The sequence below is a fragment of the Pseudomonas alloputida genome, from assembly GCF_021283545.2.
Classification (GTDB): Bacteria; Pseudomonadota; Gammaproteobacteria; order Pseudomonadales; family Pseudomonadaceae; genus Aquipseudomonas; species Aquipseudomonas alloputida.
The window spans coordinates 948380-966151 of sequence record NZ_CP128540.1 but is presented as its reverse complement, the minus strand read 5'-3'; the positions used below and the strand labels follow the sequence as shown (position 1 = coordinate 966151).

The following is a 17772-nucleotide window of genomic DNA, read 5'->3' as shown; positions in this document are numbered from 1 at the left end:
CCTAACCACCCGTTTGTCGACTGCCTGGTCGAGGCTGTGCGTAAGACCCCTGAAAGGGCTCTGTTACGTCGGTTGTGGCCCGAACACTCGGGCCGGGGGATCCGGATATCAGCAGGGAGCATCCATGGACAACATCGTCGTCGCCGATAAGCAATCCGAAGTCGCCACTCAGAGCGCCTGGGGCAATATCAATCTAAACGCACCAAGCGTCGTGCAGGTACCGGTTTCTCCAGACAAAGTGGCCACGGTCACCCAGCGCGGGCAGGACCTGATCGTCACCCTGAAGTCGGGGGAAAAGATCACCATCGGTAACTTCTTCGCCGTGGACCAGGCCGGGGTCGGCAGCGATATGGTCTTCGTCGGCGAAGACGGCACCCTGTGGCATGCCCAGTACGATGCGGCAGCGTTCACCGGTTTCACCTTCGAAGAAGTGGCCTCGCTGGACGAACTGGTCGCAGGCATCGGTACTGCAGGCAGTGCCATGCCAACTTGGGCGATTGCCGGGCTCAGCCTGCTGGGCGTGGGCGGCGCAGCAGCAGCGGCGGACAATGGAGGCGGGGGCAGCAGCGGCGGTTCCGACCCCGACACCAGCGCACCGGCCACACCGATCGACCTGCTGGTTTCGCCGGATGGCTTGCGTCTGACCGGCCGTGGCGAAGCAGGCACCACGGTGAACATCCGCGACGCCGCCGGCAACCTGATCGGCAGCGGCACAGTGGGTGCCGACGGCAACTTCAACGTGACGTTGAATGCGCCGCAGATCAACAGCGAAAACCTTGATGTCACCCTGACTGACGCCGCCGGTAATGTCTCGGCGCCTGGCGCTGTCACTGCACCGGACGCAACTGCACCACTGGCGCCGACCGACCTGGCTATCAATGAGCAGGGTAACACCCTTACCGGTCGTGCCGAGCCCGGCTCGACGGTTTCCGTGCGAGGCGCAGGTGGCGTATTGCTGGGCACTGCGGTGGCCGGTGCGGACGGCCAGTTCAGCATTACCCTGCAACCGCCACAAAGCGACGGCCAGGCCCTGGAGATCAGCGCCGCAGACGCGGCTGGCAATATCTCGCCAGTTGCCAGCATCACGGCGCCGGACGTCGACAACCCAGATACCACAGCCCCTGAACAACCGACCGACCTGGCCCTGGCCGATGGCGTCACTTTCACCGGACGCGGTGAGCCTGGTGCTACCGTGCAGGTGCGCGATGCTGCCGGTAACCTGATTGGCACCGGTGTCGTCGGTGCCGATGGCCTGTTCAGCCTCACCCTGTCGCCTGCCCAGACCAATGGTGAAGCACTCGACGTGCGTCTGGTGGATGCCGCCGGCAACAGCTCTGCCCCATTGCAATTCGATGCGCCGGACATCACACCGCCTGACGCAGTAACCAATATTACAGTTGGTGCTGACGGCCTGGCCCTGAGCGGTCGCGGCGAGCCAGGTGCCACTGTCGAAGTGCGCGATGCCAATGGCACTGTGATCGGCACGGGTGTCGTGGGTGCCAACGGCACCTTCCTGATCGACCTCGCCCCAGCCGCACAGCCGGGCGAGCAGTTGAGCCTGGTGCAGACCGACCCAAGCGGTAATGCTTCAGTGGCTACCGAGTACGATGTACCACTGACCACCGCGCCCGACAGCCCGAGCAATCTGGCCATCGATGCTGATGGCACCACCCTCACCGGTACCGCGCCGGCTGGCAGCCGTGTGGAGGTGCATGACGCCAACGGCACGCTGATTGGCAGTGCCATTGCCAACGCCGATGGCAGCTTCAGCATCGAACTGAATCCCGCACAAGCCAACGGCGAACTGCTGGACGTGGTTGCCATCGATGACGGCGGCGTTTCCTCGCTGCCCGCACAGATCACCGCGCCCGACATCACCGCCCCTGCCGCACCGACCGAACTGGCGGTGAGCGCGGACGGCAGCGTTATCACCGGCCGTGCCGAACCGGGCAGCACCGTGCGCATCGTGGCTGCCGACGGAACCGAACTGGGCACTGCCGTGGTCGGCCCGACCGGCGTGTTCAGCCTCAACCTCAACCCGCCACAAGTTGACGGCGAAGTGCTGCAAGCCACGGCGACCGATGCCGCTGGCAACACATCGCCAAGCAGCGCAGTTACCGCACCGGATATCGACGGGGTCGATACCACGCCACCGGCAGCCCCGACTGACTTGGTGATCGGCCTCGCCGGCAGCCAACTCAGTGGTCGAGGCGAAGCCGGCTCTACCGTGCAGGTACGTGACGCGGCAGGCAACATCCTCGCGACCGGCACCGTCGCCGCGGATGGCACCTTCACTGTCACCCTGGCCCCTGCCGTGAACGACGGCAGCACCTTGCAAGTCACCCTCACCGATGCCGCCGGCAACGTATCCCAACCGGGCTCGGTCACCTCGGCCGACTTGCTGCCGCCTGCACAACCGACTGACCTGGCCTTGGCCGATGGCGTCACTTTCACCGGTCGCGGCGAGCCCGGCGCTACCGTGCAAGTGCGCGATGCTGCCGGCAACCTAATTGGCACCGGCGTCGTCGGTGCCGACGGCCTGTTCAGCCTCACCCTGTCGCCGGCCCAGGCCAATGGTGAAGCACTCGACGTGCGTCTGGTGGATGCCGCCGGCAACAGTTCGATACCGCTGGAGTTCACAGCCCCGGATATCACACCGCCCGAGGCGGTCACCGACATCCTGGTCGGCCCAGGTGGCACGGCCCTGAGTGGTCGCGGCGAGCCGGGTGCCACTGTCGACGTGCGTGATGCCAATGGCACCGTGATCGGCACGGGTGTGGTCGGTGCCAACGGCACCTTCCTGATCGATCTCGCCCCGGCCGCTCAGCCGGGCGAACAATTGAGCCTGGTGCAGACCGACGCAAGCGGCAATGCTTCCTCGGCACTGCAATTCGAAGTCCCGCTCACCACTGCGCCCGCCAGCCCCAGCGACCTGGTATTCGCCGAAGACGGCAGCAGCATCAGCGGTACCGCACCTGCCGGCACCCGTGTGGAAGTACATGACGCCAACGGCACGCTGGTTGGCACTGTGGTGGCTGGCCCCGACGGCAGCTTCACCGTAACCCTCGACCCGCCTCAGGCCAACGGCGAACTGCTGGACGTGGTGGCCATTGATGACGGCGGTGTTTCCTCGCTGCCCACCCAAATCACCGCACCGGATATCACCGCCCCTGCCGCACCGACCGAACTGGTGATCAATGCCGACGGCAGCGTGGTCACCGGCCGTGCCGAACCGGGCAGCACCGTACGCGTGCTGGCCGCCGACGGCACCACTGTGCTGGGTAGCGTGGTAGTTGGCGCTACCGGCAGCTTCAGCATCACCCTCGACCCGCCACAGATAGACGGTGAAGTGCTGCAGGTGACGGCCACCGACGCGGCAGGCAACGCCTCCACCGCCAGTAACCTTACCGCGCCGGACATTGACGGCGGCGATACCACCCCGCCTGAAGCACCGACCAATCTGGTGATCGGCCTTGCCGGCAGCCAACTCAGTGGTCGAGGCGAAGTCGGCTCTACCGTGCAGGTACGTGACGCGGCCGGCAACATCCTCGCGACTGGCACCGTCGCTGCAGATGGCACCTTCGTCATCGCCCTGGACCCCGCCGTGAACGATGGCAGCACCTTACAAGTCACCCTCACCGACGCTGCCGGCAACGTATCCCAACCAGGCTCGGTCACCTCGGCCGACTTGCTGCCGCCCGCACAACCGACTGACCTGGCCCTAGCCGATGGTGTCACCTTCACCGGTCGTGGCGAACCCGGCGCTACCGTGCAGGTACGCGATGCCGGCGGTGCTGTCATCGGTACTGGTGTCGTCGGTGCCGACGGCCTGTTCAGCCTCACCCTGTCGCCTGCCCAGGCCAACGGCGAAGCCCTCGACGTACGCTTGGTGGATGCTGACGGCAACGCCTCTGCGCCGCTGCAATTCGATGCGCCGGACATTACCCCGCCCGGTGCGGTGAGCAACATTGCCGTCGGCGCTGACGGCCTGGCCCTGAGCGGTCGCGGCGAACCCGGCGCCACTGTTGAGGTGCGCGATGCCAGTGGCACCGTGATCGGCACGGGTGTTGTGGGAGCCAACGGCACCTTCCTGATCGACCTCGCCCCAGCCGCGCAGCCGGGCGAGCAGTTGACCCTGGTGCAGACCGACCCAAGCGGCAACGCTTCCTCGGCACTGCAATTCGAAGTCCCGGTCACCACTGCGCCTGCCAGCCCCAGCGACCTGGTATTCGCCGAAGACGGCAGCAGCATCAGCGGTACCGCACCTGCCGGCACCCGTGTGGAAGTGCATGACGCCAATGGCACGTTGATTGGCACTGTGGTGGCGGGCCCCGACGGTAGCTTCACCGTCACCCTCGACCCGGCCCAGACCAACGGCGAACTGCTGGACGTGGTGGCCATTGATGACGGCGGTGTTTCCTCGCTGCCCACCCAAATCACCGCACCGGATATCACCGCCCCTGCCGCACCGACCGAACTGGTGATCAATGCCGACGGCAGCGTGGTCACCGGCCGCGCCGAACCGGGCAGCACCGTACGCGTGCTGGCCGCCGACGGCACCACTGTGCTGGGTAGCGTGATAGTTGGCGCTACCGGCAGCTTCAGCATCACCCTCGACCCGCCACAGATAGACGGCGAGGTGCTTCAAGTCACGGCCACCGATGCGGCAGGCAACGCCTCCACCGCCAGCAACCTTACCGCGCCGGACATCGACGGCGGCGACACCACGCCACCGGAAGCCCCGACCAACCTGGTGATCAACCCCGCCGGCAGCCAGCTGACCGGTCGCGGTGAAGCCGGTACCAGCGTTCAAGTGCGCGATGGCGCAGGCACCGTAGTTGCCACAGGCACGGTCAACCCGGATGGCACCTTCGCCATCACCTTGAACCCGGCCATCACCGATGGCAGTACCCTGCAAGTGACCCTGACCGACGCTGCCGGCAATGTCTCGCAACCCGGCTCGGTCGCCACGCCAGACCTGCTGGCCCCCACGCAGCCAACCGAGCTGGCCTTGATCGATGGTGTGACCTTCACCGGCCGCGGCGAGCCCGGAGCCACCGTACAGGTCCGCGATGCCACCGGCAGCCTGATCGGCACAGGCCTGGTCAACGAAGACGGCACCTTCAGCGTCACGCTGTTCCCCGCCCAGGCCAATGGTGAAGCACTGGACATTCGCGTGGTAGACGCCGCCGGCAACAGTTCAACGCCGCTGGCGTTCACTGCACCGGACGTCACGCCGCCAGCTGCCGTCAGCAACGTCGTGGTGGGCGCCGATGGCCTGGTGCTCAGTGGCCGTGGCGAGGCCGGTGCTACCGTACAGGTACGTGATGCCAACGGCTCTGTCATAGGCACCGCCACAGTCGGCGCCAACGGAACCTTCTTGGTCGACCTCACCCCAGCCGCGCAACCGGGCGAGCAATTGAGCCTGGTGCAGACCGATGCGAGCGGCAACGCCTCTGAAGCCCTGCAATATGAAATCCCGGCAACCACGACCCCAGCCAGCCCAAGCGACCTGGTGGTGGCTGCGAACGGCGCCAGCATCACTGGTACAGCCCCGACGGGCAGCCGTGTGGAAGTACACGATGCCAACGGCACACTGGTCGGCAGTGTGGTGGTAGGTGCCGGTGGCACCTTCACCGTCATCCTCAACCCGGCCCAGGCCAACGGCGAACTGCTGGACGTGGTGGCCATCGATGGCACCGGCGCTTCGTCCCTGCCGGTGCAAATCGCTGCGCCAGACATCACCCCGCCGGTCACCCCGAGCGAGCTAGCGATCAGTGCCAACGGCAGCGAGGTCACCGGCCGCGCCGAAGTGGGCAGCACCGTGCGTGTGCTGGCCGCCGATGGCACCACCGTGCTGGGTAGTGTGGTGGTCGACGCCACTGGCAGTTTCAGCATCACCCTCGACCCGCCGCAGGTGAGTGGAGAGGTACTACAAGTCACCGCCACCGACGCCGCCGGCAACACCTCCACGGCCGGCGACATCACCGCGCCGGACATCGACGGTGGCGACACCACACCACCGGATGCCGCAACCAACTTGGTAGTTGGCCTGGCCGGCGCCCAGCTCAATGGCCGCGGCGAAGCCGGGGCCAGCGTGCAGGTGCGCGATGCCCAGGGCAATGTACTGGCCAACGGCTCGGTCAACCCGGACGGCACCTTCCAGATCACCCTTGACCCACCGGTGAAAGATGGCAGCAACCTGCAAGTGGTGCTGACCGATGCCAGCGGCAATGCTTCGGCCCCGGCGTCGGTGGTTACCCCGGACTTGCAGGCCCCGGCCCAACCGACCGGCGTGGCCTTGGCCGACGGCGTGACCCTGAGCGGCAACGGCGAGCCAGGCGCGACCGTGCAGGTACGCGATGCCTTGGGCAACTTGCTCGGCACTGGCCTGGTCACTGAAACCGGCAGTTTCAGCATCACCCTGTCGCCGGCCCAGGCCAATGGCGAAATCCTCGACATCCGTCTGATCGATGCCGCCGGCAATATCTCTTCACCCCTGCAATTCGAGGCCCCGGACATCACCGTGCCTGCCGTAGTCAGCAGCATTGTCGTCGGCGCCGACGGCCTGACCTTGGGCGGTCGCGGCGAAGCCGGTGCTACCGTCGAGGTGCGCGATGCCAATGGCACGCTGGTCGGTACCGGCACAGTGACCGCGAACGGTACTTTCCTGATCGACCTCGACCCGGCTGCGCTGCCGGGTGAACGCCTGAGCCTGGTACAGACCGACCCGAGCGGCAACGCCTCTGAAGCGCTGACCTACGACGTGCCACTGGTGGTCACGCCGACCAGCCCGAGCGAACTGGTCGTCGCTGCCGATGGCAGCAGCATCAGCGGTTCTGCTCCTGCTGGTAGCCGCGTGGAAGTGCATGATGCCAACGGCACGCTGGTCGGTAGCATCGTGGTGGGTGCCGAGGGCACCTTCACCGTGGTGCTTATACCGGCCCAGGCCAATGGCGAGTTGCTGGACGTGGTGGCGATCGACAACAACGGCACCTCGTCGTTGCCGGTGCAGGTCGCCGCACCAGACATCACCGCGCCTGTGGCGCCAAGCGATCTGGCAATCAGTGGCGACGGTACCGTCGTCAGCGGCCGCGCCGAAGCAGGCAGCACCGTCCGTGTGCTGGCCGCCGATGGCACCACTGTACTGGGCAGTGTCGTGGTGGGGGCCAGCGGCGCCTTCAGCATCGGCCTCACCCCGCCACAAGTGGCAGGCGAGCAGTTGCAGGTGACGGCCACCGATGTCGCAGGCAACGCCTCCACGGCCGGCAGCGTCACCGCACCGATAGTGGACAACGGCGGCGACACCACACCGCCGGAACCCGCTACCGAGCTGGCCATCAGTAACGATGGCCGCACAGTCTCCGGGCGCGGCGAAGCGGGTGCCACCGTGGAGGTGCGCAACGATCAGGGGCAAGTGCTGGTGAGCGGCACCGTTCAGCCCGATGGCAGCTTCAATGTGCAACTGCCGACTCCGGTGGTGGATGGCTCGTCCCTGCAAGTGACCCTGACCGACGCCGCCGGCAACGTCTCTACACCTAGCCCGCTGACGGCGCCCGACCAGGTAGCACCGCTGCAACCAACCGACCTGGTGCTGAGCAATGGCGACAGCCTGGCCGGTACTGCAGAAGGGGGCGCACGAGTAGAGGTCAAAGATGCCTCGGGCAACCTGATCGGCAGCGCCATTGCCGAGCCGGATGGCAGTTTCAGCCTGACCCTCGACCCGCCACAGGCCAATGGCGAGACCCTGTCCATCACCGTGACCGATGCGGCAGGCAACACTTCGGTGCCGCTGAGCTACGTGGCCCCGGACATCACCGCGCCAGCGATCGTCGCCGACGTGGTGGCAAGCGATGGCAGCCTGGCCGTGTCTGGCCGTGGCGAGCCCGGTGCCACAGTGGAAGTGCGTGATGCCCAGGGCGCAGTCATCGGTACTGGCACCGTGGCGCCAAATGGCACCTTCGTGATTGACCTGGAGGCACCGCTGGCCGCAGGTGAGAACCTCGTGCTGGTGCAGACCGATGCCGCCGGCAATACCTCGGCAGGGGTCAGCGTGACCGTTGCCGATACACCGCTGCCCGAAAGCCCGAGCGGCGTGGTGGTGGCCGGTGACGGCTCCAGCGTTTCCGGTACCGCACCGGCAGATACCCAGGTGGAAGTGCGTGACGCGCAGGGCAATGTCCTGGGCAGCGCCCAGGCCGGTCCGGATGGCAGCTTCACCGTCGGCCTGACCCCGGCCCAGGCCAACGGCGAGACCCTGGATGTCGTGGCGGTTGACGGCGCTGGCAACAGTTCGCTGCCTACCCAGATCACCGCCCCCGATATCACCCCGCCCAATGAAGCCAGCGAACTGCAACTGAGTGCCGATGGCAGCCTGCTCACCGGTCGCGGCGAACCGGGCACCACCGTGCAGGTCATCAGCGCCGACGGGACTGTGCTGGGCAACGCCCAGGTCGGTGCCGACGGTGTGATCAGCGTGGTCCTGAACCCAGCGCAGACCGACGGCCAGGAATTGGACGTGGTCCTGCGCGACCCCGCTGGCAACACCTCGACCGCCAACATCGTCGCGCCCGATACCGACGGCCCGCTGCAACCCTCCGGGCTGGCCATCGATACCGCTGGCATTCACCTTACCGGCCAGGGTCAAAGCGGCTCCATCGTCACCGTGCGTGACGCCGACGGCAATGTGCTGGGCACTGCAACCGTGGGCGGCGACGGCCGTTTCGACGTCACCCTCAACGCGCCACAGCGCAATGGCGAAAGCCTGACCGTCGAAGCGACCGACAACCTGGGCAATAGCGCAGGGCCGGTGGACTTCACCGCCCCCGACTCTACCCCGCCGCAAGTGGTCACCAACCCGGCCATCGACGGCATCGGTACCACGATCACCGGCAACGGCGAACCGGGCGCCACTGTGACCGTGCGCGGGCCGGATGGCAGCGTGCTGGGCAGCACGGTGGTCGGCGCGGGTGGCGCTTTCGAAATTACCCTCGACGAGCCGCAAACCAACGGCCAGGCACTGACCGTGGAGCAACGCGACGCGGCCGGCAACCTGTCGGCGGCGGTCGATTTGTCGGCACCGGATACCCAGGCACCCGATAGCCCCACCGGGCTGGTCCTGGCTGGCGACGGCAGCAGCCTGAGTGGCAGCGGTGAGCCGGGTGCGCAGGTGACCGTGACCGGCACTGGCGGCGCAGTACTGGGCACCGCAACGGTCCAGCCCGATGGCACCTTCCAGGTGGCAATCGACCCGCCACAGCTCAATGGCCAGACGCTGTCTGTCACTCAGGCGGACAATAGCGGCAACGGCTCGCCCGCTGGCACTGTGATCGCACCTGACTTCGAGGCACCGCTGCCGGCGCAAGGGCTGGGCCTTGATCCTACCGGCACACTGCTCAGCGGGCAGGGCGAGGCAGGCAGCACCGTAGAGGTACGTAATGCCGCAGGCAACCTGCTAGGCACCATCCCGGTGAATGCAGACGGTACGTTCGAAGTGGCACTCTCCCCGGCCCAGACCAACGGTGAAGTGCTGTCGGTGGTGCTGATCGATGGCGGCGGCAATGCCTCGCCGTCGGCCACGTTCACCGCTGACGACAGCACCGCGCCAGCTGCGCCTGCCGGCCTCACGATCACCCCGGGCGGCAGTGCCATCCAGGGTAGCGGTGAAGCTGGCTCCACGGTGGAAGTGAAGCTTGCCGACGGCACGTTGGTAGGCACCGTCGTCGTGCCCGCAGGCGGCAGCTTCACGGTCCCACTATCGCCCGCCCAGTTGGACGGCCAGGCTCTGAATGTGACGCTGACCGATGCGGCCGGCAACATTTCGCAGCCCAGCCAGATCTTTGCACCTGACATCACGCCACCGGCACTGCCCACCGACGTTGCAGTCAGCAGCGATGGCACGGCTGTGACCGGTAATGCACCTGGCGCCAGTTCGGTGACCGTGAGCGATGGGGCCGGCAATGTGATCACCGTTGCGGTCAACCCGGATGGCAGTTTCAGCGTGCCGCTGGATACACCGCAGAACAACGGCCAGACCGTAACCGTGGTAGTGACCGACGCAGCCGGCAACGACTCGGCGCCGGTCTCTGTCACCGCGCCGGACACGACCAACCCAGAACCGGCGACCGGCCTTACCGTAAGCCCGGATGGCAGCACGGTCGGCGGCACAGCCGAGCCTGGCAGCACAGTGGAAGTCCGCAACCCGGATGACACCGTGCGCGGCACTGTAACTGCAGGGCCGGACGGCACCTTCGTGATACCGGTCGCCCCACCGCTGGCATCAGGCGAAACCGTCGATGTGGTGGTGATCGACCCTGCCGGCAACGAGTCGCCTGAAATACCACTGACTGGCCCGACCGGTACCGAAGTGGCCACGCCTTCGGCCCTTGCCATCAGCGTCGACGGTTTCCTGCTGACTGGCCAAGGTACGGTCGGCTCGCTGATTACCGTGACCTCCGGTGGCACCACGCTGGGTAGCGCCACGGTCGGCAGCGACGGCACCTTCCGTGTGTTCTTCCAGAACGCCCAGCTCAACGCCCAGATCTTGCAGGTCAGTGCCAAGGCTACCGTCGATGGCCAGCCTTCGGTGCCGGCCATTATCGTGGCCAATGACACCACGGCACCGGACGCGCCGACACAGGTAAACCTCAACGCCACCGGTAGTACGCTGACCGGCCAAGGCGAGGTGGGTGCAACCGTGCGCGTGACAGACCTACAAGGCACCTTGCTGGGGACTGCAACCGTCGACAGCAATGGCCTGTTCAGTGTCAGCTTCTCGCCGGCCGTGGCCAATGGGCAAAACCTGATCGTCACCCAGGCTGATGCTGCAGGCAATGTTTCGCTCGCGGCCACCCTGCAAGCGCCCGACCTGCAGGCACCGCTGGCAGCCAGCAACCTCAGCCTCAACAGCGCAGCCACCGTGCTCAGCGGCCAGGGCGAAGCCGGTGCCAGCGTCACCGTGCGCGACGCCAGCGGCGCCATCCTGGCCACCGGCACCGTCAACCAGAGCGGCCAGTTCCAGATCACCCTGCCCAGCGCGCAGGTCACCGGTAGCCCGCTACAGGTCACCCTCAGTGATGCCGCGGGCAATGTGTCCGGCCCGGCCAGCCTGGCCACGCCAGACCACACGCCGCCAGCGGCCATCAGTAACCCGGTGCTGAGCCAGGACGGCCGGCAGCTTTCCGGCAGCGGTGAAGCGGGCGCCACGGTACAGGTACGCAACGCCGCCGGTGCCTTGCTCGGCACCGCCACGGTGGGCACCGACGGTCGCTTCACGGTGACCTTCGACACGCCGCAAGCCAACGGCCAGGTCATCGGCGTGACGCAAATGGATGCCGCCAGCAATACCTCGCCGGCGATCAACGTGACAACCCCGGACCTGACCCCACCCGCACCGCTGACCAACGTGGTGCTGAACAACAACGGCCTGACCCTGACCGGCCTGGGCGAAGCCGGTGCCACGGTCACCGTTCACGGCCCGGACGGGACCATCATCGGCACCGGCCTGGTGGCAGCCAATGGCAGCTTTACCCTCACCCTGAACAGCGCCCAGCTCAACGCCCAGCTCCTGAGCGTTACGCAGACCGACGCGGGCAACAACACCTCCACCGCCGTGGCGGTCACCGCGCCGGACTTCACCCCGCCTACGGCACCGACAGCACTCGCGCTGTCCGGTACCGGGCTGCAACTGACCGGTAACGCCGAAGCCGGCAGCACCGTGACCGTGCGCGATGCCAGCGGCAACGTGCTGGGCACAGCGGTAGCCGGTGGCAACGGCACCTTCCAGGTCACCTTGAACAGTGCCCAGACCAATGGCCAGATACTGCAGGTGACCGCCACCGACGCAGCCGGCAACGTGTCGCCGGCCGCACCTTACACCGCAGCGGACACCACGCCGCCGGCCGCCGTGGCCAACCTGGCTGTCTCCGCCAATGGCGCCACCCTGACAGGCGATGGCGAAGCAGGCGCAACCGTGACGGTACGAGCACCGGACGGTACCGTGCTGGGCAACGCTACAGTGGCCGCCGACGGTCACTTCAGCGTGTCCCTGTCACCGGCAGCGATCACGGGTGAAAGCCTGAGCGTGGTCCAGGCCGATGCCGCACAGAATGTCTCCCCTGCGCAAAACGTGACGGCGCCGGGCGCGCTGGCACCGGCCACGCCGGACAACCTGATACTGGCCGCCGACGGCCTGTCGGTGAGCGGCACCGCCGAGGCGGGCAGCACAATCAAGGTGTACGGCCCCAACGGCGTATTGCTGGGCAGCAGCCCGGTCACCAACGACGGCACGTTCACTGTCAATCTCGGCAGTGCACAGGCCAATGGCGAAGTGTTGCAGGTCAGCGCAACGGGCCCCGATGGCACCGTATCGCTGCCCGCTACCCTACAGGCACCGGACACCACGGCACCGCAACCACTGACCAACCTGGTGTTGTCCAACGACGGCCTGGTACTCAGTGGCCGCGGTGAAGCAGGTGCCACCGTTACCGTGCTTGGCGAAGGCGGTATCGAACTGGGCACTGCCGTGGTCGATGCCAATGGCGACTTCAACGTCGACCTGAGCGTCGCTCAAATCAACGGCGAACAGCTCAGCGCCAGCCAGTCCGATGTGGCCGGCAACGAGTCCAACAGCGTCAGCCTCACAGCCCCTGACCGCGTCGCGCCGGATGCTGCCGGCAACCTGGCCTTCGCCGGGGGTGGCAGCTTGCTGAACGGTACCGGCGAAGCAGGTGCCGCCGTGCGTGTGCTCGCCGCCGATGGTTCGGTGCTGGGCAGTGCCACTGTGCGCGCCGACGGCACCTTCCAGGTCAACCTCGTATCGCCTCAGGCCAACGGCCAACAGGTGCAAGTGGTGCTGGCCGATGCGGCAGGCAACCAGTCTGCCGCCAGCGCTATCACCGCACCCGATACCACACCGCCATCGGCACCCGGCGAACTGGCCGTTTCCGGTGATGGTGTCACCCTCACCGGCCGCGGCGAAGTGGGCGCACGGGTTACCGTGACCAACCCGGCAGGCGAGGAAATCGGCAGCGCCACCGTCGATGCCAGTGGCCACTTCACCATCACGCTGAGCCCGGCACTGGGCAACGCCGAGCTGCTCAGCTTCACCCAGGCCGATGCGGCCGGCAACGTGTCGGCAGTGGCTACCCTACAAACCCCGGACTTCACCCCGCCCGACCCACTCACCCAAGTGGTGATCAACGCCGACGGCAGCGTGGTCAGCGGCCTGGGCGAGGCCGGCGCCACGGTAATCGTCAGTAACGCGGCCGGTACCGTACTGGGCACGGGTATCGTACTGGCTGATGGCAGCTTCAGCGTCGAACTGTCACCCGCACAAATCAACAACCAGACACTGTCGGTACTGCAGGCCGATCCACCCGGCAACGTCAGCCTGCCGGTCAACGTGCAAGCGCCGGACCTCACGCCGCCAGCGGCAGCAACCGAGCTGCGGCTCAATGCGGCAGGTGACGAGCTGGGCGGTGTCGGCGAAGTGGGCGCCACCGTGCGCGTGTACGTCGGTACCACGCAGATCGGTACCGGCACAGTAGGCGCCAACGGGACCTTCATCGTCGAGCTGGATGCAGCACAGCTCGATGGCCAGGTGCTGCAGGTCACCCTGACCGATGCAACCGGCAACATCTCGCCAATCAGTTCGGTCACGGCCGTGGACACCACACCACCGGCCACCGTGGTCGCCACCATCAACGACAGCGGTACCCAGGTGATCGGTACTGCCGAAGCCGGCACCCGCGTCACGGTGGTCAACAACAATGGCGACCTGCTGGGCCAGGTAACGGTGGAGCCGGATGGCACCTTCGTCCTTGACCTGAACCTCCCGCAAATCAACGGCGAAACGCTGACCATCATCGCCCAGGACGCCACTGGCAACCCGTCGGTACCGCTGGCAGTGACTGCGCCAGACCTGACGCCACCGGTGCAGCCGACCGACCTGCTGCTCAACGCAGCCGGGACGTCGATGACGGGTACGGCCGAAGCCGGCAGCACCATCACGGTGCGCGGCCCGGACAACAACATCGTGGGCACGGTGGAAGTGGGTGAGAACGGCCAGTTCACTGTGCCGATCAGCCCGGCACAGAACAACGGCCAGTTGCTGACGGTGGTGTCCACCGATGATGCCGGCAACGCTTCGGTGGCTGTCCCTTACCAGACCAACGACACCTCGCCACCCGACCTGGTGACCAACCTGGCGATCAACAACACCTTCAACGTGCTGACTGGCAAGGGCGAAGCCAATGCCACGGTCACCGTCAGCTTCGACGGAGACGTGATCGGTACCGGCGTGGTGGATGGCGCTGGCAACTTCCAAATAACACTGGTGCCAGCGGTGGGCTCGCTCGCCACTCTGGAAGTGACACAGTCCGACGGCATCAATACGTCTGCGGTCGCGACCTACCTCACACCGTTGATCGCACCACCCGTGCCGCCAACCGACGTGACCTTGGGCAGCGACGGCCTGACCCTGACAGGCAGTGCACCCAGCGGTGTGGGCATTCGCGTGTACGACGCTGCAGGCAACCTGATCGGTACAGGGGTCGCAAGCCTGAACGGCTCCTTCACCCTGACGCTGGACGCAGCCCAGCTCAATGGCGAACACATTTCGGTGACAGCGGTGGCGCTGATAGGCGGCGAATCGCAGCCGACCTTCCTGCAAGCGGCCGACATCACGCCACCGACCAACCCGGTGGTCACCAGCCTGTCTGTCAATGGCCTGGTGCTGACCGGCACGGGTGAAGCCGGTGCCACGGTGACAGTACGTGATGCCGGCAACAACGTGCTCGGTACGGCGGTGGTGAATGGCGGTGGCGTGTTCACCGTCAACCTGAACGCCGCGCAGCTCAACGGCCAGGTACTGGGCGTGAGCCAGGCTGACACTGCAGGCAATGTGTCCGGCAGCACAAGCTACACCGCCGCAGACCTGCAGCCACCTGCAGCGCCCACCAACGTCGCCATCAACGGCACCGGTACCGTGCTTACCGGTAGCGGTGAGGCGGGCGCTACCATTACCGTCCAAGGCCCGAACGGCCAGGTGGGTACCGGTGTGGTACAAGCCAACGGCACCTTCAGCATTACCTTGACCTCGCCACAGAACGACGGGCAACTGCTGGTGGTACGCCAGGCCGATGCTGCCGGCAACCTGTCCGCCAGCACCAGCCTGACCGCGCCGGACACCACCCCGCCAGCCGCCCCGCTGGCCACCATCAACGCCAACGGCACCTCGGTCAGTGGTTCTGGCCAGGTCGGCAGCACGGTCACCGTGCGCAACAGCGCCGGTACCGTACTGGGTACCGCAACGGTGGGCAGCAACGGCCTGTTCGTGGTCAGCCTGACTGCGGCGCAGATCGACAACCAGGCGCTCAGCGTCACCCTCACCGACAGCGCCGGTAATGTGTCCACAGGCACTGCGCTGACCGCACCGGACCTGACCCCGCCTGCGGCTGCCGGCAACCTGCTGTTCAGTGCCGACGGCGGTACCCTCACCGGTACTGGCGAAGTGGGTGCCACCGTCACCGTACGCAGCGCCGGCGGTACCGTGCTGCAGACCGCGACGGTGCAGGCGGACGGCACCTTCACCGTGACCCTGAGCCCGCCTCAGGACAACGGCCAGATCCTTTCGGTGACCCTCAGCGACCCGCGCGGCAACGTGTCGGGCAACGTCAACGTCACTGCACCGGATGTGGATGCCAACGCGCCGGTCATCGCCAGCGACAACCTGGCCACGGCCACAGTCAACCTGGCAGCGGTCAGCGCCACGAAGACCTACACCGACAGCTTCACCACGCTACTGTCGGGGTTCTCCAAGACCTACACCTGGACGGTGGCAGCAGGCACCACGGCCGACCCTACCCTCACACTGACCACCAACAGCGTGCTGGCACTGCTCAACAACACCAGCTTCACCCTGCAGGTGAAAGACGCCAGCGGCGCCTGGGTGACCATCGCCACCGGCAACACCCAAGGCCTGCTCGACCTGATCGTGCTGCCAATCGGCTTGCAGGTGGACATCGGCGTGCTGCAAGCCGGTGATTACCGACTGACCGTGGGCAGTGGCGGCATCGGCCTGATCACCGAAGTGAGCACCACGCTGGACATCGTCTCCACCAGCCTGACCCAATTCACCGGCACCGGCATTGCCACCTCTGGCAACGTCATTACCGACGTGGGTACCGATGGCGCAGTGGATGCCCGTGGCCCGGACAGCGCCGCCGTGCTGCAAGTGCTCAAAGACGGCAGCTACGTCTCGGCCGGGACCGCCACGACGGTTCAGGGCCAGTACGGCACCCTGGTGATCCGTGCGGACGGCAGCTACACCTACACGCCGAACGGCAGCCCGAACAGTGTCGGCAAGGTGGACGTGTTCAGCTACCAACTGGTGCACCCTAACGGCCTGTCCGATGCCGCCAACCTGTACGTGCGCATCGACAGCCCGCAAGCCACGGAGGTCTGGAGCGACACCAACTACGGTGCACCGGCCACGGTGGTCGACGCAGTCAACGACGTTGGTACCAGCCAGGTCACCCTGGACAACCGCGTGGACTCCAGCAGCAGTACGCTGGGCTCGCTGAACCTGCCAGTGATCGGTACCCGCCAGGCCACCTACACCACCACGGTTGCCGCCAATACCACGGCCGACCTGCAGGTGGTGGTCAACTCCACCAACCTGTTGAGCCTGCTCAACGGCACCACCATCGAGCTGCTCAAGCTCAACCCGGCCACCGGCCAGTACGTGCTGGTACAGTCGGTGCCAGGTGGTTCGCTGGTCAGCATACTGGGCGGCGGCGCCGGGTATACCTTCGAGAACCAGGGCGCCGGTACCTACCACGTACGTGTCACCGCCGGCGGCATCGGCTTGCTCAGCTCCATCACCACCAGCCTGAACACCACCACAACGTACCTGACCGAGTTCGTGGTCAGTGGCGCGACAGCCGCCACCGGCAACCTGCTGGCTGACGACAACGTCGGTTCGGCCCTGACCGTGCTGAGCGTGCTGACAGCGGCCAACACCTACACCATCCCGGGCTACAACGGGGTAAGCGTAGCCGGCACCTACGGCACGTTGCTGGTGCATGCCGACGGCAGCTACACCTACACCCTCAACGCAGGGCTCACCTCGGCGGTGGTAGGCCAGCACGACACCTTCACCTACGAGCTAAGCCACCCGAACGGCACGACCGACACCGCAACCCTCACCATCAACGTGGACAGCGCCGCCGGCCTCACCGCCACCACATCGCTGCTGGCCGATACTGGCGACGAGTCCGCGGCACTCGCCAGCCTGGCAGCGGCCACCGATGTGATCGCCGGCACTGACGGCAACGACCACCTCGATGGCAGCCAGGGTGGCCACATCACCCTGCAGGGTGGTGCGGGTGACGACACGCTGGTGGTGGTCGACCAGAACTTTGCCAGCGTCGACGGTGGCTCGGGAACCGACACCCTGCTGTGGGGCGGCGGTGATGCCAGCATTGACCTGGGCAACCTGGCCGGGCGCGTACACGACATCGAAATCCTCGACCTCAACGACACCAGTTCGGTGGCGCTCACCCTCAACCTGGCAGATGTGGTGGCCATCACCGAAACCGCTACCGACACACTGATCATCAAGGGGGACGACAAAGACTCGGTTCACATGACGGACAACTGGACGCTGGTCGGGAACCAAACTGCCGACGGCATCGACTATAACCAGTACACGGCCCAGGAGGATCCAAGCCATCACCTGTGGGTACAGAACGGTATCCATGTGGTTTGAGG

General features: G+C 66.3%; 1 protein-coding gene. It reads left to right on the top strand.

Going from position 1 to position 17772, the window contains the following annotated elements; genetic code table 11:
- Positions 1 to 124 precede the first annotated feature (124 nt).
- Positions 125 to 17770, top strand: a complete 17646-nt coding sequence (locus LU682_RS04345) for a BapA/Bap/LapF family large adhesin (RefSeq protein ID WP_289176115.1) — start codon at positions 125 to 127, stop codon at positions 17768 to 17770.
- Positions 17771 to 17772: the final 2 nt, after the last annotated feature.